A 19,758-nucleotide genomic window follows, 5' to 3' on the forward strand; every position below is an offset into this window, starting at 1 on the left:
CGCACGTCGTCGGTACCCTGGGGGATGGCCGCGACCACGCGCTACGCCCGCAACGGTGAGGTGTTGCTCGCCTACGAGTCGTTCGGCGACCTCACCTCCGGTGAGCCACTGCTGCTCATCATGGGTCTGGACTTCCAGATGGTCTGGTGGGCGGACGCCTTCTGCCACCAGCTCGTCGAGGCAGGGTTTGCCGTGGTGCGGTTCGACAACCGTGACACCGGCCTGTCCTCACACTTCGAGTCGCCTACCCGGCAGCATCCGTTCCGGGCCCTGCTCGGCGGGACCGTACCGGTCTACACGGGTGATGACATGCTCGACGACATCGAGGCCGTCCTCGGCGCGGTCGGGTGGCCCTCGGCGCACGTCCTCGGCTGTTCCATGGGCGCGGGCCTCGCGCAGGCGCTGGCGCTCGCGCGTCCGTCACGGGTGCGTTCCCTGGTCAGCGCCATGGGGCTGCCCGTCACCGCAGGCCCGGTCCGTACGCTGACCTACCTGCGCCTGGGTACGTTCGTACGGCTGGCCGGGCTGGGCCGCACGGCGTCCCGGGAGGGGCCGGTCGAGTTCCTGGTCGCCCTCTACCGCGCGCTCTCGTCGCCGAGCCATCCGTTTCCGGAGCAGTGGGCACGTGCGGCCGCGACGATCAGCCACGATCGCAGTCCGCGTGACCCGCGTTCCGCGCAGCGGCAGACCGCGACCGCCCGGACGTTCCGGCTGCCGCCGCTGTCCACGGTTCAGGTCCCCACCCTGGTGCTCGCGGGTGGGAGCGATCCGCTCATCAAGGCCGCCGCCAGCAGGGACATCGCCCGGCAGGTGCCGGGTGCGGTCCTGCACACCTACGCGGGGGCCGGGCACACGCTGCCGCCGGAGGTGTGGCCCGACGTCGTGCGGCAGGTGCGTGACCTGGCCGCGCGAGCACCCGCGCAGCCCTAGCCGGCGATCTCCGGCGCCACCGCGTACGCGATCACCGTGATCGAGTTGTTGAACGCGTGCACCACCACGCCCGGCCACACCGAGTCGCTGCGCCGGCGGAGCTCCGCGGTGATGATCCCGACGACGAGCGCGGCCGGGAGCACCACGTTGATGCCGTGCAGCAACGCGAAGATCACGGCGCTGCCGACCGTCGCGATCACCGGCCCGTACCGGAGCAGGCCGGTGGTCACCACGCCGCGGAAGAGCAGCTCCTCGCCGATCGGGGTGAGCACCACGAGCCCGACCGCGGTCACCACCAGGAACCAGATCCCGCCGCTCGCTCCGGCGGCGTAGCCGGCCTGGGTGTCCGTCGGGGCGTCGGTCAGCCACACGAACAGCGGCACCAGCACACCCTTGGCGAGCAGCGCGACCACACCGCCCGCGACGCCCAGCCACAGCCAGCGGGCGGTGGTCGCGCGGACGCCGAACGACTCCACGGGTCGGCGTCGCACCAGGACCGCGACCCCGAACCCGGCCATCCCCGCGATGCCGGACAGGCAGGCCAGGAACGCGCCCCCGCCCGCCCCCGTCAGGTCGATCTGGTCGCTGAGCAGGGCCGGGAGCGCGAAGCCGACCACGGCCATCGCGGCGATGCCCACCACGATCTCGAGCCAGCCGGGCTGGTCGGTCCTGATTCTGGTGTCCATCGCACCAGTTCAGACCGTGCCCCGGGGGCACGGTCAAGGCGGCGCGCGGCTACCCCGGCACATGCCCCTCGGCATACTGCCCCGCGTACTCCGCATCGGCCGGCACCACGGTGATCACGTCGATCAGCACCCCGTCCGGCCCGCCCACGATGAAGTGCCGTTGCCCGAACACCTCCGTGCGCAGGCCGAGCAGCTCCGGCAGCCCCGCCTCGCCGACGAGCCGCCGGTACTCCGCGTCGACGTCGTCGACCTCGAAGTTGAGCAGGAGCCCGCCCTGGATCGGGGCGCGATGTCCCTCCGGGAGGGTCGGGTGGGTGTGGTCCAGCAGGGCGAGCTCGTAGTGCGGGGCGTCCGGCCGGTGGAGGCTCACGTACCAGTCGGCCTCGAAGGTGACCTCGAACCCGAGGTGCCGGGTCCAGAAGTCGCGCGCGGCGGCGACGTCGCGCGTCGCGATCACCGGATAGAAACTTCCGAGCGTGGTCATGTCGTGTCTCCTTCGGCTCTCCGGGTTGGCATACCCTGGGTATGTGAAAATAACATGCTCAGGGTATGCGAACGAGAGGGGCAGCGGATGACCAGAGCGGAACAGCGGGCAGCCACCAGGCAGGCGCTTCTGACAGAAGGCCGCAGGCGGTTCGCCTCCGACGGCTACCACGACGTCGTCCTCGCCGACGTCGCACAGGCGGTGGGCGTGACCAAGGGGGCCGCCTACCACCACTTCGAGAGCAAGGCCGGGCTCTTCCGCGCCGTCGTCGCGGAGGTGCAGCACGAGCTGGGGGAGCGGGTCGCCGCGGCCGCCGAGGAGCACTCCGACCCGTGGGACCAGCTCCGCGCCGGCTGCCACGCCTTCCTCGCCGCCGGCCACGACCCGACGGTCCGCAGGATCGTCCTGCTGGACGCCCCGGCCGTGCTGGGCTGGGACGAGTGGCGCGCCATGGACGAGGACTCGTCCGCCCGCCACCTCGCCGAGGCGCTGACCGGCCTCGTCGAGGCCGGGGTCATCGAGGACCAGCCCGTCGAACCCCTGACCCGCCTGCTCTCCGGCGCCATGAACGAGGCGGCCCTGTGGCTGGCCAGGTCACCAGGCCCGCAGGCGCTCGCGCAGACGGAGCGGGCGCTCGACGGCCTGCTGCTGGGCATCAAGGCCCAGCAGCCCTGACCTCACGGCACCAGCACGATCCGCCCGAACACCGTCCCCGCGTCCATCTGCCGGTGCGCCTCCGCCGCCTGGTCCAGTGGCAGCACGTCGTGCACCACCGCGTGCAGCTCACCGCGCGCCGCGGCCGCGAACTGCTCGGCCCGGACGGCGGCCAGGGCGGGAGCGGGCACCGAGTCGAGGCTCAGCGTCCCGAAAGTGCGCGACTGCTGGAACGCACCGAGGAGCCGCCCACCAAAGTCCGCCGGCGGCATCCCGGCGATCGCCCCGACCACGATCATCCGCCCGTTCGGCGCGAGCCGGTCGATGAACTCCGGGGTGCCGGCCCCGCCCACGATGTCGACGATCACGTCGTAGGCCGCCGGCGCCTCCGGGTCGCCGGCTCCGGACCGGTCGAGCACGTGGGTCGCGCCCAGCCCGCGGAGGCGATCGCCCCGTTCCGCGGACGACGTCGTCACCGCCACCGCGCTCGCCCCGCCCCGCACCGCGAGCTCCACCGCCGCGATGCCGATGCTGCCCGCCGCGCCGCGCACCAGCACGGACTCGCCGGGCGCGAGGTGGGCGTGGGCGAGTGCGAAGTGCGCCACCGGCCCCGAGCTGCCGAGCGTGACGGCGTCGGTCGCCGAGAGGTCGTCGGGGAGCGCGACGACGTCGTCCACCCGGGCGACCGCGTGCTCGACGTAACCGCCGCCCGTGCCGGTGAACGCCCAGACCCGGCAGCCCACCCAGGACCCGTCGACGCCCGCGCCGACCGCCGTCACGGTGCCGGCCACCTCGCTGCCGGGCACCAGCCCGGTGGTGAAGCCCCAGCCGTCGAGCGTGCCGCGCCGGATGACGGCGTCGACCCCACCCACGCCGATCGCCTCGGTCTCGATGACCACCTGCCCGGGTTCCGGGACCGGCACGGGGAGGTCCGACACCACCATCCCGCTCGGGTCGCCGAACTCCTGGATCGTCACTGCGCGCATCATTCGTCTCCGTGCGTTGTTCCGGTGCTTCGCCGGGGACGCTAACGGACGCCTGCGTCCGCTTCGGGAAAGTGAGAGATCCGCCCGGGCGATTGCCTCAGATGCGGCGTCCTGACCTGCTCGGACGCGGCCCGCGAAAACGTTCACCCGGTCCGCGCGCGGATCGGATGCGAGTGGCAGGACCGCGAGGCAACTTAGGAGTTGTCGGCGCGATGCCGGCCCTGAGGAAGGAAGAGCGACATGGTCCAGACAGTCGCCGATGTCATGACACCGGCGCCGACGACAATCGGTATGTCCGAGACATTCCAGGCTGCGGCCCGGGCGATGGCACTCCAGGACGTGAGCGCGCTCGTGGTCCGCGCCGGGTCCACGGTGATCGGCATCGTCACCGACCGGGACCTCGTGGTCCGGGGGCTGGCCGAGGGGCTCGGCCTCGAGGCGATGGTCGGCGAGGTGGCCAGCGAGGACCTCGTGACGATAGGGCCCGACGTGCCCGTGGAGGCAGCCGCGGGCGTGATGCGGGCCGCCGACGTCCTGCGGATCCCCGTGGTGGACGGCGAGGTCGCCGTCGGGATCGTCTCGATCGGCGACCTCGACGGGGAGGCCAACCACACGCCGGCCGCGACCAGGTCTCAGGACCTGCCGTAGTGCGTCACGAAGTCCTCGACGGCGCACGCCGCCGCACCGCGGGCCCAGTCGACGAATCGCAGCGGTCGCAGCTCGATCTCGGACCGCGCGGCTGACCCGAACGCCCGCTGCTCGAACGCGCTCCGGACGTGCGGGTCCATGACGTCGTAGTCCTGCTCGCCGCCGGAGCCGGAGCCGGCCCCCGGGCTGCTCCCGATCGCCTCGCCCGTGATGACGATGTGCTGCGCCCCGAGCAGGTTGGCGATCGTCGCGATACCCGTGCCCACGGCCCGGCCGGCCTCGGCGAGCACCCGCACGGCGTCGGGCTGCCCGGAGCGCGCCAGGTCGGCGACGTCGCCGATGCCGAGCCCCTCGAAGCCGGCCTGGGCCATGCGCTCCAGGATGCCGGCCGACCCCGCGATGGCCTCGACGCAGCCCCGGTTGCCGCAGTGGCACAGCGGCCCCTCGGGGTCCACGAGCACGTGCCCCACCTCGCCGGCCACGCCGAAGCTGCCGTGCACGACCTGCCCGTTGACCAGCAGCGCGCAGCCGATGCCGGTGCCGACCGTGACGAGCGCCAGCGACGAGATGCCGCGGCCCACGCCGTACCAGCGCTCGCCGGTCAGGAGGGCGCGCACGTCGTTCTCGACGGTCGTCGCGAGCCCTGTGCGCCGGGCGACCTCCGCGCCGAGCGGCACGTCGTGCCAGGCCAGGAACGGTGAGTAGGCCACGTGCCCCGAGGCGGCGTCGACGTCGCCCGACACGGCCAGGCCCACGCTGCCCACCTCGGGCCGGCCCGCCCGCAGGCCGTCGACCAGGTCCACGATCTGCCCGACGATCGCGTCCGGCGCGTGGTCGGCCACCGGCACGGTGACCTCGTCCAGCACCCGGCACCGCAGGTCGCAGACGACGCCGAAGAGCTGGTCGGCGGTGATCTTCACACCGATCACCTGGTGCGCCCCCGCCTGCACGGTCACCATCGTCGCGGGCCGTCCCAGGGCGCCGTCGGTGGACGCCCGGTCGCCCGTCTCCAGCAGGAGCCCCGCCTCCAGCAGCGGGCGCACCGCGCGCGTGATCGCGCCCGGCGTCAGGCCGGTGTCGCGGGCCAGGGCGGTGCGCGACGCGTCCCCGCTCCGGACCAGCTGCTGGAAGACACGCGTCCCCGCCGGGCTGAGCGCGGGTGCGGCAGTTCTCGCGGACATGTCACGACTCTATCGGCGCCACTTAATTGACAGCAACAAAAAAAGACGCTTGAGTGTCCGCACCCAGCAACGACGCCGGAGGAGCCTCCATGTCAGTCCAGCCCGAACCCGACCAGAAGCGGCGCGCCACCCGTTCGTGGCTCGCGACCGGCCTGGCGCTCGCCGTAGTGGCCGCGGCGGGGGTGGTACCCGCGGCCGCCGACGCCGCCACGGCCGCCGCCCCCGGCACCGGCCCAGCCCCCGGCTCGGCCTCGATCGAGGCCGAGGCCACCCAGGTGGTCCTCGACGGCGCGAGCCGCAGCGGCTGCTCCGCCTGCTCGGGCGAGGGCAAGGTCGGCAGCATCGATCCGTCCGCCACGGTCACGGTCCCCGGCGTGATCGCGCCCGAGGGCGGCACCTACGAGGTGACGCTGCACTACCTGAGCGGTGACGACTCGCGCGCCCTCACGATCACGCCCGACGGCGGCGCGGCCGTCACCGTGCCGGTCGCCTCGACCGGCGGCTGGGACCGTGTCGGCACCACCACCGTGGACCTGCGGCTGCACGCGGGCGAGAACAGCCTGACGCTCAGCGCCCCCGCCGGCGCGCTCGGCCCCGACCTGGACCGGGTCGACGTCGCCGGCGCGACCGCCAAGGACTGGGCGCTCACCGACCCGGACGCGGCCGATCCCGTCCCCGTGGACCCGACCCCGGCGCGCCCCGGCGGCAAGCGCACGGTGCTCCGCGGCGGCGACGTCGTCATCGACTACTCGCTGGCCGGCGGCACCGCCGACGCCCGCTGGGGCGGCCGCGAGGCCGTGACCGGCTTCTACAGCGGCGCGCGCCTGGGCGACGAGTTCGTCACCACCAAGCAGTACGACGGCGCCTGCCGGCTCACCGGCCGCACGACCGTCACCTGCGCGAAGCCCGGGCTGCCCACGCTGCGCCAGGAGTTCGCGTTCGACGGCGACCGCTCGTTCTCGGTGCGGCTCGACGTGACGGGCACCGACGGCCCGGTCGCCACCTCGATGATGGTGCCGGTCATGACCGACCGCCGCGGCTCGGTGGACCTGGGGCGCAAGGGCGACAACCGCATGGTGCTCGTGCCCTTCGACAACGACCACTGGGTCCGCTACGAGACCCCGGCGATCAAGGACGTCACGCCCGCCCGGCGCAGCTTCGAGGTCACCGCGTTCATCGACGACACCTCGCGCCGCGGCCTCGTCGTCGGCTCCCTGGACCGCGATACCTGGAAGTCGGGCGTCGTGGCCGACGGCAACAACCGCGGCGGGCTCGACCGGCTGCAGGCCGCCGCCGGCCTGACCGACTGGAGCTACGACTACGGCGACGGGATGAACAAGTACCAGTTCAACCGCGAGCTCAAGCCGCATGCCGAGGTCAGCGGCACCACGGTGCGCTCCCCGCGCATGTTCGTGGGCCTGTACCCGGACTGGCGCGAGGGCATGGAGACCTTCGGCAAGGCCGCCGCGCAGGCCGCGAGGTCCCGCACCTGGGACGAGGGCACGCCCTTCGGCTTCAACAGCTGGGGCGGGCTGGGCGCCCGCGGCGGCGACGCCGACGTCATGGACGAGGTCTCGCAGTTCCTCGCCGAGGAGACCCCCGGGTTCCGGAACACCCGGTCCACGAAGGGCGCGTACGTGGGCGTCGACTCCTACTGGGACAAGATGCTCGCCCCCGAGTACGCCTTCGAGGACCCGGACACCTCCTGGGCCGAGCTCGAGCGGTACGTCGCCGACGTCAAGGCGCGCGGGCAGGAGCCGGCGCTGTACTTCCAGCCGTTCGCCAACTTCTGGCGCGAGGGCCTCGACGAGAGGATCGGCGGCACCAAGCTCTGCGACACCTGCGAGAACCAGACCTACCGCGAGATGGCGCTCAAGGTGAACGGCGTCCCCGTCAACATCGACGGCGCCTGGGCACTCGACCCGACCAACCCCGGCGTGCAGAACCGCGCCAAGATCGCGCTCGGCAAGTTCCGCGAGCTCGGCGTCCGCTACGTGAAGCTCGACTTCCTGACCCACGGCTACGTCGAGGCCGACGACTGGTACGACGCCGACGTGCACACCGGCCAGCAGGCCTTCCGCCAGGGCATGGCGCAGGTGGTCGACGTCGTCGGCGATGACATGTTCATCGACCTGGCCATCTCGCCCCTGTTCGCCTCCGAGTTCGCCCACGCCCGGCGCATCTCGTGCGACGTGCACGGCGCCCTGAACAACTGGCACCCCACGCAGCCCGACCGCTACCAGAAGAGCACCGAGTACCTGCTCAACTCCCTGACCTACGGCTGGTGGCTCGACGAGGTCTACGCCTTCAACGACGGCGACCACGTCCAGTTCGGCAACTACGAGTACGACGGCAACGCGAACGCCTACCTGCTGGACGACCCGTACCCGAGCATCTGGCCCGAGGGGCAGAACCGGGCGCGCGTCACCTCGGCCGCGATCACGGGGATCTACCAGGTCAGCGAGGACCTCACCGCGACGGGACACCCCGTCATCAAGCAGCGGGCACGCGACCTGCTGCAGAACCCCGGCATCAACCACCTCGCCGAGCTCGGGCGGTCGTTCGCCCCGGTGCAGGCCGGACCCGACGCCTTCACCGCCGCCGACACGTTCGTGCTGCACGACGGCGGGACCACCTACGTCGCCGCGTTCAACTACGGCGCGACGCCGCGCACCGCCGACCTGCCGCTGCGCGACCTGGGCCTGGGCGGCGGCCGGTACGACGTCACCGAGCTGTGGACCGGCCAGGAGAGCCGCGTCGCCGGCAAGCTCCGCGCCGTCGTGCCGGGCGAGGACGTGCGGGTCTACCAGATCGAGGCCGGCCGATGACCGCCACCGCCACGCGTGCCGCCACCGCCACCGCCACCGCCGCCGTCGCCCGACGGCCCCGCAACCAGCTCCTGCCCGCCCTCGGGATGATCGCCCCCGCGGCCCTCGGATTCCTGGTCTTCTACCTCTACCCGACGCTGCGCGGCGCCTACCTGTCGTTCACCGAGTACAACGTGCTGGGCAGCCCGGTCTTCGTGGGCCTGCAGAACTACATCGACATGGCCCAGGACGACGTCTTCTGGAACGCCGTCCGCGTCACGTTCCTGTACGTCGTGCTGAACATCGGGTTCCAGACCGTCCTCGCCGTCGGGCTGGCGGTGCTCATGCACCGCCTCACCAAGTCGGTGCTGATCCGCGGCAGCCTGCTGCTGCCGTACCTCATCGCCAACGTCGTCGTGGCCCTGCTGTGGTTCTGGATGCTCGACTACAACATCGGCATCGTCAACGCCGTCATCGACGCGATCGGGCTGCCCAAGGTCGCCTTCTTCGGCGACGAGGCGTGGACCGTCGCCACCATCGCGGGCGTCAACACCTGGCGGCACCTGGGCTACACGGCCCTCCTGGTGTTCGCCGGCCTGCAGATGATCCCGGCCAGCGTCTACGAGGCCGCCGCCGTCGACGGCGCGGGGGAGTGGCGCACCTTCTGGCGCATCACCCTGCCGCTGCTGCGCCCGGTGCTCGTGCTCGTGCTCGTCATCACCGTCACCGGGGCCTTCCAGGTGTTCGACACGGTGGCCGTGACCACCGCCGGCGGGCCCGGCAACGCCTCCCGCGTGCTCCAGCTCTACATCTACGAGCAGGCGTTCGCCCGCGGGCACTTCGGCTACGCGTCCGCCATGTCCGTGGTCCTGTTCCTCATCCTCGCCGGGGCCGCCTTCGCGCAGATGCGACTGCTGCGCGCCGGCGAGTCCGACCTCTCCTGATGGGAGCCCACATGCGTACACGGATCACCTGGGGCCGGCTCCTCGCCTGGGTCGTGCTGTGGTTCTTCGTGCTGGCCACCGTGCTGCCGTTCTACTGGATGCTGCGCACCGCCTTCTCGGACAACCAGGCGCTCGCCGCCCAGTCCTTCTCGCTGCTGCCCGCCGACTTCACGCTCGGCCCGTTCAAGCGGGTGTTCGGCCTGGCCACGCCCGAGGAGGCGATGGCGGAGGGCGGCTCGGGCGCCTCGCTGAGCTTCTGGCTCTACCTGCGCAACTCGCTCGTGGTCGCCACGGCCGTGACGGTGGGCCAGGTGCTGTTCTCCTCGATGGCGGCCTACGCGTTCGCCCGGCTGAGCTGGCCGGGGCGGGACGCCTGGTTCGCCGTCTTCCTCGGGGCGCTCCTGGTGCCGCCCATCTTCACCTCGCTGCCGAACTTCCTGACGATCAAGTCGCTGGGCCTGTTGAACACGCTGCCCGGGATCATGCTGCCGAGCCTGTTCATGACGCCGTTCGCGATCTTCTTCATGCGGCAGTTCTTCCTCGGCATCCCGAAGGAGATCGACGAGGCGGCGATGATCGACGGCGCCCAGCCCTGGCGCATCTTCTTCCGGATCATCCTGCCGATCTCGGCGGCGCCGGTCACCACGCTCGGCATCCTCACGTTCATCAACACCTGGAACGACTACTTCTGGCCGCTCCTGGTGGGCCAGACGGAGGAGTCCAAGGTGCTCACCGTGGCCCTGGGGGTCTTCCGCTCGCAGACGCCGCAGGGCGCGCCTGACTGGGCCGGGCTCATGGCCGCTTCCCTCGTCGCGGCGCTGCCCATCGTGATCCTGTACGCGATCTTCGGGCGCCGGGTCATCAACTCCATCGGTTTCTCCGGCATCAAGTAGCCGGGCCAGAAAGGAACACCATGAAGCGAAAGATGCTCGCGGGCGCCGTCGCCCTCGCGTCCCTGTCCCTGACCGCCTGCGCGGGCGGCTCGGGCGGCGCCGAGGCCGAGGGCCAGATCGACTACTGGCTCTGGGACTCGAACCAGCAGCCCGCCTACCAGCAGTGCGCGGACGCCTTCCACGAGGCCAACCCCGACCTGACGGTCAAGATCACGCAGCGCGGCTGGGACGACTACTGGTCGGCGCTGACCACCGCGTTCTCGTCGGGCACCGGCCCGGACGTGTTCACCGACCACGTCTCCAAGTACCCCGAGTTCGTCGCGAACGGGCAGCTCCTGGCCCTGGACGACCACATCGCCGACGTCGACCTCGACCAGTACTCGGCCGGGCTCGCGGACCTGTGGGTCGCGCAGGACGGCAAGCGCTACGGCCTGCCGAAGGACTGGGACACCGTCGCGATCTTCTACAACCAGAAGATGGTCGAGGACGCCGGGCTGTCGGAGAAGGACATGCAGGACCTCGACTGGAACCCCGACGACGGCGGCACCTACGAGGAGACCATCGCGCGCCTGACCGTCGACGCCAACGGGGTGCGGGGCGACGAGCCGGGCTTCGACAAGGAGAACGTCGCCGTCTACGGCCTGGGCATCCCCGGCGCCGGGTACGAGAACGGCCAGACCGAGTGGAGCATGTACACCGCCACCACGGGCTGGACCCACACCGACAAGAACCCCTGGGGCACCCACTACAACTACGACGACCCACGCTTCCAGGACACCATCGCCTGGTGGTACTCCCTGATCGAGAAGGGCTACGCGCCGCCGCTGGAGACCACGATCGGCGCCTCGGTGAACGACAACTTCGGCGCGGGCAAGTCCGCCATCAACATCAGCGGCGACTGGATGCTCTCCACGTACTTCGGGTACGACGGCGTCGACGTCGGGCTGGCGCCCACGCCCACCGGCCCGAACGGGCAGCGCGCGAGCATGTTCAACGGCCTGGCCGACTCCGTCTGGGCGGGCACGGACAACCCCGAGGGCGCCGCGAAGTGGGTCGCGTTCCTCGGCTCGACCGACTGCCAGGACCTCGTGGGTGCGGCCGGCGTCGTCTTCCCGGCCATCACCAGCTCGGCCGAGATCGCCACGGAGGCGTTCGCCGAGAAGGGGATCGACGTCTCGCCGTTCACCACCCACGTCGAGGACGGCACCACGTTCCTCTTCCCGGTGACCGACCACGCCTCCGACGTGCACGCGATCATGACTCCCGCGATGGACGAGGTGCTGGGCGGCAAGGCCGACGTCGGCTCGCTGACGGAGGCGAACGAGCAGGTCAACGCGCTGTTCGACTGACCCTGACTCGACTCACGCCGACGGGCTGACGCTGACCAGCTGATGCTCTTCTCCTTCGAGGCCTAAGTTTCTTCGCTCTGGGGCGACCCAAAGCGAAGAAACTTAGGCCTCGAAAGGGAGCGGGCGGCCAGGCCCGGGGGAGACGTCGTCAGGCCCGGGAGACCGGGTGGCGGCCCTTCAGGACCGGGGACAGGAGTATCACCAGCACGCCCGCGATCGGGACCACCAGCAGGCCCGTGCGCAGGCCCGCCGAGTCGGCGACCAGGCCGACCAGCGGCGGGGAGAACAGGAACCCGAGCCGCAGCAGCCAGGACACCACGGTCAGGCCGGTGCCGGGGCGCAGGCCGGGCAGCTCGTCGGCCTCGTGCATGGCGGCGGGGATGAGGGTCGCGCTGCCGAACCCGGCGGCGGCGAACCCGGCGATCGTGCCGGGCACGGTCGGCCAGGCCAGCGCCAGCCCCATGCCGAGCGCGATGATGACGCCGCCCGCGCAGGCGACGGTGCGCTGCCCGAACCGGTCCACGAGCCGGTCGCCGAGCAGTCGGCCCACGGTCTGGGCGCCGACCAGCGACACGTAGGCGGTCGCGGCCAGCGCGGCCGGCGCGCCGAGGCCCGCCGAGAGGTAGAGCGTGGCCCAGGAGCTGCCGGCGTCCTCCACCAGGGCGCCGCCGATGCCGATCAGCACGAGCGCCGTGATGATCGCCAGGGTGCGGGCGCTCAGGCGCGGGGCGCGCATCCCGGCCGCCCGGGTGACGGGCGCGGCGGCGTCGTCGGTGGTCTCGTCGTCCTTCCCGGGCAGGAGGAACCGCAGGGACACGATCGCGACGGTGGCGAAGATCGCCAGCGCGATGCCCAGGTGCACCTGCAGCGGCAGGCCGAGCGCGATGGCGCCCGCGGCCATGGACCCGCCCAGCACCGCGCCGATGGACCACACGGCGTGGAAGCCGTTGATGATGGACCGCCCGTACCGGCGCTGCACGCGCAGGCCGTGGGTGTTCTGCCCCACGTCGGTGATCGAGTCGGACGCGCCGCCCAGGAACAGGGCGGCCACGAGCAGGGCGAACGTCGGGGAGAGCCCCGCGGCCAGGGTGCCGAGGCCCGTCAGCACGGTGCCGACGACGGCGACCCGCCCCGAGCCGAACCGGCGCACCATCCAGCCCGCCGCGAGCCCGGAGACGATCGCGCCGGTCGGGAACGCGGCGATGGCCAGGCCGTAGGACGCGTTGTCGAGGTCGAGCGCGGTCTTGATCTCCGGCAGGCGCGGCACCAGGTTGGCGTACAGGGCGCCGTTGGTCAGGAACAGCGCGCCGACGGCGGCGCGGGCGCGCCGGACGGCGAGCGGCGGACGGGTGTCCGGGGAGAGCGACATGCGCACGAGCGTACCCGCGTTACGTACGGTCGTACACATCGCCCGCTACGCTGTCCCCATGGCTCACGACTACTTCGCCGGCGACCCCCGCACCCACCACGAGCGCATGCTTGCCGGCGACCTCTACATCGGCGGTCAGGACCCGGAGAGCGTCCGGCTCGCCCAGCGCGGTCTCGCCCTCGCCGACGCCTACCACCGCGCGGTGGTGGCCGACGACGACGGCGCCCGCGCGATCCTGGACGACCTGCTCGGCACCCTGGGCGAGGACGCGTTCCTCAAGCCGCCGCTGTTCGTCGACTACGGCGGGAACATCCACGTCGGCCCGCGCACGTTCGCCAACTACAACCTCATGGCGCTGGACGTCGCGACGATCACGATCGGCGCCGACTGCCAGATCGGCCCGAACGTCCAGCTCCTCACGCCGACCCACCCCGTGGAGCCCACGCCGCGCCGGGACAAGCTGGAGGCCGCGCTGCCCATCACGATCGGCGACAACGTCTGGCTGGGCGGCGGCGTCATCGTCTGCCCGGGTGTGACCATCGGCGACAACACGGTGGTCGGGGCCGGCGCCGTCGTCACCCGCGACCTGCCCGCGAACGTCGTCGCCGTGGGCAACCCCGCCCGCGTGGTCCGCGACATCACCGAGGGCTGACCGTGACCGGGCGCCGGCACGACCCCGACCGCAGGAGCCGGATCATCGACGTCTGCCTCGACCTGATCGCCGAGGTGGGCGTGGCCGGTGTCTCGCACCGCAAGGTCGCGGCGGCCGCCGACGTGCCGCTCGGCTCCATGACCTACCACTTCGCCGGGATGGACGAGCTGCTGCGCGAGGCGTTCGGCCGGTTCGCGCGGGCCGGGAGCGACGGGTTCGAGCAGCGGATGAGCGAGGCGACCGACCTGGAGAGCGCGCGGGCCGCCGTCGTCGCGATCATCACGCAGGACGTGTTCGGCACCCAGCGCGACCTCGTGCTGACCCACGAGCTGTACACGCTCGCGTCCCGCGAGCCCGCCTACCGCGAGCTGACCAACGCGTGGATGGCCCGCTCCCGGGCCGCCCTGGAGCGGCACTTCGACCCGGTCACGGCGCGGCTGCTGGACGCCCTGATCGAGGGGCTGACCATCCACCGGGCCCTGGACACCGAGGCGCCGCGGCCCGGGACGGTCACCGAGGCCGTGCGGCGCATCACAACCCCCGCCTAGCCGGAACAACCGCCGTGGGAGGCTGTTGTCCCTGGTGTGAGCGAGATGAGGCGGGCGACCGTCGTGGTGATCGGGGCCGGGCAGGCCGGCCTCTCGGCGGCCTACCACCTGCGGCGCCGCGGCTTCGTCAGCGCGCTGGACGAGCCGGGGGCCGAGCGCACCTACGTGCTGCTCGACGCCAACCCCGCGCCGGGCGGGGCCTGGCAGCACCGCTGGGAGTCCCTGCGGATGGCCACGGTCAACGGGATCTTCGACCTCCCGGGCCTGACCCAGCCCCCGGTCGACGCCGCCGAGCCCAGCCGGCTGGCCGTGCCGCGCTACTTCGCCGGGTACGAGCGGGAGTTCGGGTTCCCGATCCTGCGCCCGGTGCGCGTGGTCGCCGTCCGGCGCGCCGACGAGGACCCGGCCGGCGACCTCGTGGTGACCAGCGACCACGGGTCGTGGACCACCCGCGCCGTCATCAACGCGACCGGCACCTGGACCAACCCGGTGCTGCCTCGCTACCCGGGGCAGGACACCTTCCGCGGCCGGCAGCTCCACACGCGCGACTACGTGCGGGCCGAGGACTTCGCGGGGCAGCGCGTCGCCGTCGTCGGCGGCGGGATCTCCGCGCTCCAGCTCCTGGAGGAGATCTCGCGCGTGGCGACCACCCGCTGGTACACCCGGCGCGAGCCGGTCTTCCACGACGAGTTCCGCAGCGAGACGCTCGGCCGCGAGACCATCGTCAAGGTCATGGCCGACGTCGACGCCGGCCGCCCCACCGGGAGCGTCGTCTCCTACACCGGGCTGGTCTGGACGCCGTACGCGCTGGCCGCCAAGGAGCGCGGCGCCCTTCAGCGGCGGCCCATGTTCACCGCGATCGAGCCCGACGGCGTCCGCGAGGCCGACGGGAGCCTGACGCCCCTCGACGCGATCCTGTGGGCCACCGGGTTCAAGGCCGACCTGGCGCACCTCGGCCCGCTGGGCCTGCGCAACGAGCTGGGCGGCATCACCATGCAGGGCACCCAGCCGGCCGCCGAGCCCCGGGTGCACCTCATCGGGTTCGGGCCGTCGCAGTCGACGGTCGGCGCCAACCGGGCGGGCCGCGAGGCCGTCACGGCGGTGGTTCGGCGGCTCCCGGCCGCGCTACCAGCTCGATCAGCAGGATGAGCACCACGGCTCCCGCGGCGACCCCGACGATCAGCGCCGGTGTCGGGCTGGCGGCGAGCAGGATCACCAGCACCGCGAGCGCGATCACGGCCGCCCGGGCGACGCCCCGGTAGCGGGCGAGCCACACGCCCGTGGCCCCGGTGGACACGCCCCGGCCCTCGGCCCAGGCCCGGGTGCGGCTCATGCCCTTGCCGATCCCGGCGCGCAGGCCGCGCGCGGACGCGCTGGAGCCGCCCAGGTAGGCGGCGAGCGCCACCACGATGCCGAGCACCCCGACGGTGCGCAGGGTGACGCGCAGGAAGGAGACGAGCTGGTCGAAGACGATCTCGGCGGCGTCCAGGCGCACGACCTTGCCGCTGAGCGCGTCGAGGTAGAGCCCGCGTGCGATGGCCAGGCCGATCGCCAGGAGCAGCATCGCGCCGGCGAGCGCGAGGCCCGCCGCGACGAGGGCCCGCAGGTGGTGCACGGCGGCGACGACGCCGGCGCCGAGCAGGACCAGTACGATCCACGGGAGCCAGGTGCCCAGCGCCACGATCTGGGCATACCGGTTCTGGATCTCGACGAGCTGGCTGGACTGCATCACGGTGAACGTGGCGTTGATCGTCGGCAGGTTCCCCGCGAGGGTGAGGCCCCGGTCCACGAGGCGCTCCTTGAGGATGTCGACGAGGCCGCCGAGCTGGATGGTCAGCTGGCCGTTCTGGCTGATCTGGGCGATGTCGCCCCCGTTGCCCCGCATGACGTCCACGAGCTGTTCGTGCGCCACGCGGTTGGCCTGGTCCCAGGCGGACTCGAACCGGTCGCTCTCCACCACGCGGTCCGCCGCGTTGCGGACGAAGGACTCGACGCCGCTGGTCAGCGGGCCCTCCAGGGCGGTGATCGCCTGTGCGGCCCGGGGAGCGATGTCGCGTTCGTTGAGGCCGTCCTGCACGTCCTTGAGCACCGCGCCGACGTCGATCTTGTCCATGACGGCGGTGGTCAGCCGGCCGGCCACCGCCTGCTGCACCACCGGGTCCTGGGCCAGGGGCCCCACCGTGGCGACGTAGCGGTCGGTGTCGGTGAGGGTGCGCTCGGCCCAGGCGGCGACCACGCCGACGGGGGCCAGGAGGGCGCCCAGGAGGATCAGCACGACGGCCGTCGCGGTGCGCGCCCGGTGGTGCTCCGAAGCGGGGGCGGCCGCGGCCGGCGCGGCGCCGGCCGCCCCGGCCAGTCGCTTCCGGAGCTCTTCGTTCTCTCGCTCCAGGGCGGCCAGCCGGGCGGCCGGGTCCGTCCCGGCGGGCGGGTCGGCGGGCGGGTCGGCGGCGTTCACGGTTCCTACCTCAGACGAGCGCCTTGGACTTCAGCCGCTCGAACTCCGCCGGCGAGATGGTGCCGGCGTCGAGGAGCGCCTTCGCGCTGGCGATCTGGTCGGCCGGCGAGGGTCCGGTCGCGACCTCGCGGATGTAGGTCTCGGTCGCCTGCTGTGCCTGCTTCATCCCCTCGGCGTGCCGCTCGGCCATGCCCCGGCCGCGGGCGATCAGGTACACGAGCGCGGTGAGGACCGGGAGGAAGATGAGGAAGATGATCCACAGTGCCTTCCACCAGCCGGAGAGCTCGTGGTCGCGGAAGAGGTCCGCGATGATCTGGAACAGCACCATGAGGTACGCCACGAAGAAGAAGCTGTAGACCATCAGCCAGAAGAAATCCCAGAAATCCATGACTCGCCCCGTTCTCGACGGCCATCCGATGGTTCGGAACGCACCGGTGGAATGCCCGATCCGTCTTTTCAAAGTAACCGCGAGGATCGGGTTGCGCCCGCGCTGAGCGGCGGCGTCGGGCCGGGAGGGTGCGAAAGCCCGGGGGCGCGAGAAACAATCACCCGATTCGGGTGAACTTTTCGCCCGGCTGTCCCGTAGTACGCAGTGACCGCCGGGTGCGGTCGCGTTCATGACTCCGACCTTCTCGAAGGAGAACACCATGATCCGTGCCAAGAAGCGTCTCGCCGCCGCAGCCCTGGCGGCGGCCGGCCTGCTCGCCGTCGCCGTCCCGACGACGGCCTCGGCCGCCGACGGCGACCTCACGTTCTGGTCGGGCGCGTTCACGGGCCAGACCGTGACGTACCCCGACGCCGGGACGGGCTGCACGACCCTGCCGTTCGTCGTGCACGCGGAGCTCAACGAGACCGCGACGGGCATCCGGGTGTACGAGAGCACCGACTGCACCGGCCGGGCGCTGACCTTCCCGGCCAGTGACATCCACAGCTTCACCGGGTTCGACGGGCGCAGCTTCGAGCCGGTCGGCTGAGTCGCCGCGCCTCAGTTCGCGAGCCCGGCCACGAGGTTGATCAGCAGGGCCACGATCACCGTGCCGAACAGGTAGGCGAGCAGCGCGTGCACCTGCGCGATCCGGCGCATCTCGGAGGAGCCGAGGTCGGTGTCGGAGACGGCGAAGCTCATCCCGACGGTCACCGCCAGGTAGGTGAAGTCGGTGTACCGGGGCGGCGCCGTCTGGTGGAAGTCGATTCCGCCGGACGGCGCCGTGTAGTAGGCGCGGGCGTAGTGCAGCGCGAACACCGTGTGCACGCAGGCCCAGGACACCACCACCGAGGTGAGGACGGCGGCCGTGGTGACGGTGCCGTCGGCCCGGACGCCGCCCACGAGCACGACGACGATCCCGCCCAGGCTCGCCACGGCGGCGAGCAGCACGATGATGTGCGCGATGCCGCGGGTGGGCTCCTCGCGCACGGCGTGCTCGCTGGTGGCGCGGGAGTCCATGGGGACGATCACCAGCGCCGTCCAGGCCACGAACACGAGCCCGGCGCCGGCCCAGCCGCCGAGCAGCGCGGCCGCCGTGGAGTCCCAGGCCAGCAGCCAGCCCAGCAGGGCGCCGGCCAGCAGGGACACGACGATCCGCACGGCGTGCGGGCCGTCCAGCACGCTGCTGAGCCGCCGCATGCCCGTCATCTGCTCCGTCATGACCCCAGTGTGTGCGAAGATCGGGGCAGGGCCCACAGGGGCTCCCGGACGAGGGTTGCCGTACCCGGTGTGCGACAAGACGGCATCTTGAGGAGCACACCATGTCGTGGATCGTCCTTGTCCTGTCCGGCCTGCTGGAGGCCGTCTGGGCCACCGCCCTGAGCCGCTCGGAGGGCTTCAGCAACGTCGTGCCGAGCATCGTCTTCGGCGTCGCCCTCGTCGCGAGCATGGGCGGCCTCGCCTTCGCGCTGCGCGACCTGCCCGTCGGGACCGCCTACGCGGTCTGGGTGGGGATCGGCGCCGCGACCACCGTCGCCTGGGCGATGGCCACGGGCGCCGAGCCCGTCTCCGTGGTCCGCGTGCTGCTCATCGCGGGCCTGATCGGCTGTGTTATCGGGTTGAAGCTGACTCACTGACGCAGCGGTAGGCGGCGCCGTCGGCCGGGTCGCCCTCGTAGCGGGTCACCAGCGGGTAGCGGCAGACCTCACGGGTGGCGGTCCGGCCGTCCCGCTCGGTGACGACGGCGGGCAGCGTCACCGGGGCCTTCCCCTTCTCGACCCAGTCCACCAGGGTGTTCAGCGGGTCGGTGCCGATACCGCAGTGGTTCACGCCCGGGGGCAGGAACAGGCGGTAGAAGGAGTCGACCCGGGCGTTGCCGCCCATGACCTTGTTGACGCGCTCGCGGTAGTCGACCGTGCCCTGGGTGGGCACGAGCTGGTCGGCCTGGCCGTGCCAGCTCAGCAGCTTGCCGCCGGAGCGGGCGAACGCGGACAGGTCCGGGTCGTCGCTGCCGATGACGGAGTGGAAGTCACGCTGCGACTTGGCGAAGAGCTGCTCGAACTGCCGGTAGGTCAGGTGGGCGGTGTCGAGCTGCGGGTCCCTCGCGACGAAGTACTTGACCCACTGGTCGGCCACCACGAACGGCTGGCCGGGCGTGGCGAGCCAGTTGAACGCGGCGCCCTTGTTCGGCCCGTACCAGAGCGGACGTCCGCTGCTGGAGACCGGACCCTGCCAGATCTTGCGGACGGCGTCCGCGAGGCCGGCCGAGATCGTGTACGTCTTGCCGTCGCAGTCCACCTGGGTGCCGACCAGCTCGCGCGGGTCCCACGTGCAGTCCCGCGGGTCGTCGATGATGCCGTCCCGCACGCCGTCGATCGTGTCGCAGGCGTCGACCGCGGCGGTGTTGAACGCCTCGATCTCGCACGGCGCGGGGGCGACGTCCTCCTCGTTGAACACGACCTGCGGCCACAGCGTGGCCACGGCGAACCGGTCCCAGCTCACCGCGGGCGCGCCGGCCAGGATGCCCTGGAAGTCCTGCGGGTACTCCTGCGCGGCGACGTAGCCCTGGCGGCCGCCCGTGGAGCAGCCGTTCCAGTAGGAGTAGGTGGCCTTGTGCCCGTAGAACTCCTTGGTCACGGACTTGCCGACCACCGCGAGGTCGTGCACCGAGCGGGACGCGAAGTTCTCCAGGAGAGGCGTGTTCACGCGCCCGTCCGACGTCAGCGCCCAGCCGCTGACGTCGGCCGG

At 72.1% G+C, this 19,758-nt stretch carries 21 protein-coding genes and 1 riboswitch; of the genes, 12 read left to right on the forward strand and 9 right to left on the reverse strand.

Annotation, left to right across the window (positions count from 1 at the left end; translation table 11 throughout):
* The first annotated feature begins 24 nt into the window (after window positions 1-24).
* Window positions 25-930 (forward strand): alpha/beta fold hydrolase, encoded by a 906-nt coding sequence (locus ACFU5G_RS10745; RefSeq protein WP_377243539.1) that lies wholly within the window; start codon window positions 25-27, stop codon window positions 928-930.
* Here the strand turns inward: ACFU5G_RS10745 and ACFU5G_RS10750 are convergent.
* The gene (locus tag ACFU5G_RS10750; protein WP_377243542.1) at window positions 927-1,616 is read right to left on the reverse strand and encodes a type II CAAX prenyl endopeptidase Rce1 family protein; all 690 of its coding nucleotides are present in this window, start codon (window positions 1,614-1,616) and stop codon (window positions 927-929) included. The genes ACFU5G_RS10745 and ACFU5G_RS10750 overlap by 4 nt on opposite strands.
* Window positions 1,617-1,665: 49 nt before the next feature.
* Window positions 1,666-2,100: a VOC family protein gene (locus ACFU5G_RS10755; RefSeq protein ID WP_377243545.1), complete on the reverse strand. Its 435-nt coding sequence runs from the start codon at window positions 2,098-2,100 to the stop codon at window positions 1,666-1,668.
* An 87-nt stretch (window positions 2,101-2,187) separates the two neighbouring features.
* On the opposite strand from ACFU5G_RS10755, the gene ACFU5G_RS10760 reads away from it, so the two are divergent.
* Complete coding sequence (locus tag ACFU5G_RS10760; protein ID WP_377243548.1) at window positions 2,188-2,775, forward strand: TetR/AcrR family transcriptional regulator; 588 nt, start codon at window positions 2,188-2,190, stop codon at window positions 2,773-2,775.
* Between the two features lie 2 nt (window positions 2,776-2,777).
* On the opposite strand, the gene ACFU5G_RS10765 is transcribed toward ACFU5G_RS10760, so the two are convergent.
* On the reverse strand, window positions 2,778-3,740 hold the full coding sequence (locus ACFU5G_RS10765) for a zinc-dependent alcohol dehydrogenase family protein (protein WP_377243551.1): 963 nt from the start codon (window positions 3,738-3,740) through the stop codon (window positions 2,778-2,780).
* 264 nt (window positions 3,741-4,004) lie between these two features.
* Here ACFU5G_RS10765 and ACFU5G_RS10770 point away from each other — a divergent pair, with 264 nt between their 5' ends.
* The gene (locus ACFU5G_RS10770) at window positions 4,005-4,388 is read left to right on the forward strand and encodes a CBS domain-containing protein (protein WP_377243585.1); all 384 of its coding nucleotides are present in this window, start codon (window positions 4,005-4,007) and stop codon (window positions 4,386-4,388) included.
* Here the strand turns inward: ACFU5G_RS10770 and ACFU5G_RS10775 are convergent.
* Window positions 4,373-5,569 carry an ROK family protein gene (locus tag ACFU5G_RS10775; protein ID WP_377243554.1) on the reverse strand — a complete coding sequence of 399 codons (1,197 nt, stop codon included), beginning with the start codon at window positions 5,567-5,569 and terminating at the stop codon, window positions 4,373-4,375. The genes ACFU5G_RS10770 and ACFU5G_RS10775 overlap by 16 nt on opposite strands.
* A gap of 89 nt (window positions 5,570-5,658) precedes the next feature.
* On the opposite strand from ACFU5G_RS10775, the gene ACFU5G_RS10780 reads away from it, so the two are divergent.
* Genes ACFU5G_RS10780 through ACFU5G_RS10795 form a run of 4 tightly spaced genes read left to right on the forward strand, consistent with a single transcriptional unit; the run spans window position 5,659 to window position 11,562 of the window.
* Window positions 5,659-8,397, forward strand: a complete 2,739-nt coding sequence (locus ACFU5G_RS10780) for a hypothetical protein (RefSeq protein WP_377243557.1) — start codon at window positions 5,659-5,661, stop codon at window positions 8,395-8,397.
* Window positions 8,394-9,320, forward strand: coding sequence for a carbohydrate ABC transporter permease (locus tag ACFU5G_RS10785; RefSeq protein WP_377243560.1), 927 nt, complete (start codon window positions 8,394-8,396; stop codon window positions 9,318-9,320). Before ACFU5G_RS10780 ends, ACFU5G_RS10785 begins: the two co-directional genes overlap by 4 nt.
* Before the next feature lie 11 nt (window positions 9,321-9,331).
* Window positions 9,332-10,213, forward strand: a complete 882-nt coding sequence (locus ACFU5G_RS10790) for a carbohydrate ABC transporter permease (protein WP_377243563.1) — start codon at window positions 9,332-9,334, stop codon at window positions 10,211-10,213.
* Between the two features lie 20 nt (window positions 10,214-10,233).
* The gene (locus ACFU5G_RS10795; RefSeq protein ID WP_377243566.1) at window positions 10,234-11,562 is read left to right on the forward strand and encodes an ABC transporter substrate-binding protein; all 1,329 of its coding nucleotides are present in this window, start codon (window positions 10,234-10,236) and stop codon (window positions 11,560-11,562) included.
* 148 nt (window positions 11,563-11,710) lie between these two features.
* On the opposite strand, the gene ACFU5G_RS10800 is transcribed toward ACFU5G_RS10795, so the two are convergent.
* Window positions 11,711-12,931 carry an MFS transporter gene (locus tag ACFU5G_RS10800; RefSeq protein WP_377243569.1) on the reverse strand — a complete coding sequence of 407 codons (1,221 nt, stop codon included), beginning with the start codon at window positions 12,929-12,931 and terminating at the stop codon, window positions 11,711-11,713.
* 58 nt (window positions 12,932-12,989) lie between these two features.
* On the opposite strand from ACFU5G_RS10800, the gene ACFU5G_RS10805 reads away from it, so the two are divergent.
* The 3 genes from ACFU5G_RS10805 to ACFU5G_RS10815 are packed head-to-tail and all read left to right on the forward strand — an operon-like array spanning window position 12,990 to window position 15,280.
* Window positions 12,990-13,583 (forward strand): sugar O-acetyltransferase, encoded by a 594-nt coding sequence (locus ACFU5G_RS10805; protein WP_182618192.1) that lies wholly within the window; start codon window positions 12,990-12,992, stop codon window positions 13,581-13,583.
* Between the two features lie 2 nt (window positions 13,584-13,585).
* Entirely contained in the window at window positions 13,586-14,131 is a 546-nt protein-coding gene (locus ACFU5G_RS10810; protein WP_142037827.1) for a TetR family transcriptional regulator, read from the forward strand.
* Between the two features lie 45 nt (window positions 14,132-14,176).
* Window positions 14,177-15,280: an NAD(P)-binding domain-containing protein gene (locus tag ACFU5G_RS10815; protein WP_377243588.1), complete on the forward strand. Its 1,104-nt coding sequence runs from the start codon at window positions 14,177-14,179 to the stop codon at window positions 15,278-15,280.
* On the opposite strand, the gene ACFU5G_RS10820 is transcribed toward ACFU5G_RS10815, so the two are convergent.
* Together ACFU5G_RS10820 and ACFU5G_RS10825 are read right to left on the reverse strand one after the other, a co-directional pair.
* Window positions 15,225-16,586 (reverse strand): hypothetical protein, encoded by a 1,362-nt coding sequence (locus ACFU5G_RS10820; RefSeq protein ID WP_377243573.1) that lies wholly within the window; start codon window positions 16,584-16,586, stop codon window positions 15,225-15,227. The two genes, ACFU5G_RS10815 and ACFU5G_RS10820, sit on opposite strands and share 56 nt — an antisense overlap.
* A gap of 10 nt (window positions 16,587-16,596) precedes the next feature.
* Window positions 16,597-16,974, reverse strand: coding sequence for an SHOCT domain-containing protein (locus ACFU5G_RS10825; protein WP_377243575.1), 378 nt, complete (start codon window positions 16,972-16,974; stop codon window positions 16,597-16,599).
* Between the two features lie 259 nt (window positions 16,975-17,233).
* On the opposite strand from ACFU5G_RS10825, the gene ACFU5G_RS10830 reads away from it, so the two are divergent.
* Window positions 17,234-17,560 (forward strand): hypothetical protein, encoded by a 327-nt coding sequence (locus tag ACFU5G_RS10830; RefSeq protein WP_377243577.1) that lies wholly within the window; start codon window positions 17,234-17,236, stop codon window positions 17,558-17,560.
* Between the two features lie 11 nt (window positions 17,561-17,571).
* Here the strand turns inward: ACFU5G_RS10830 and ACFU5G_RS10835 are convergent, their stop codons facing one another.
* Window positions 17,572-18,231 carry a DUF1345 domain-containing protein gene (locus tag ACFU5G_RS10835; RefSeq protein ID WP_377243578.1) on the reverse strand — a complete coding sequence of 220 codons (660 nt, stop codon included), beginning with the start codon at window positions 18,229-18,231 and terminating at the stop codon, window positions 17,572-17,574.
* A 25-nt stretch (window positions 18,232-18,256) separates the two neighbouring features.
* Window positions 18,257-18,320: riboswitch (guanidine-III (ykkC-III) riboswitch) on the forward strand.
* 12 nt (window positions 18,321-18,332) lie between these two features.
* Here ACFU5G_RS10835 and ACFU5G_RS10840 point away from each other — a divergent pair.
* Window positions 18,333-18,647, forward strand: a complete 315-nt coding sequence (locus ACFU5G_RS10840) for a multidrug efflux SMR transporter (RefSeq protein WP_020014068.1) — start codon at window positions 18,333-18,335, stop codon at window positions 18,645-18,647.
* Here the strand turns inward: ACFU5G_RS10840 and ACFU5G_RS10845 are convergent.
* Window positions 18,622-19,758, reverse strand: a 1,137-nt coding sequence (locus ACFU5G_RS10845; protein ID WP_377243580.1) for a tannase/feruloyl esterase family alpha/beta hydrolase, incomplete at its 5' end; no start/stop codon positions are given. The genes ACFU5G_RS10840 and ACFU5G_RS10845 overlap by 26 nt on opposite strands.

The organism is Promicromonospora sp. NPDC057488 (genome assembly GCF_042802395.1).
Taxonomy (GTDB): Bacteria; Actinomycetota; Actinomycetes; order Actinomycetales; family Cellulomonadaceae; genus Promicromonospora.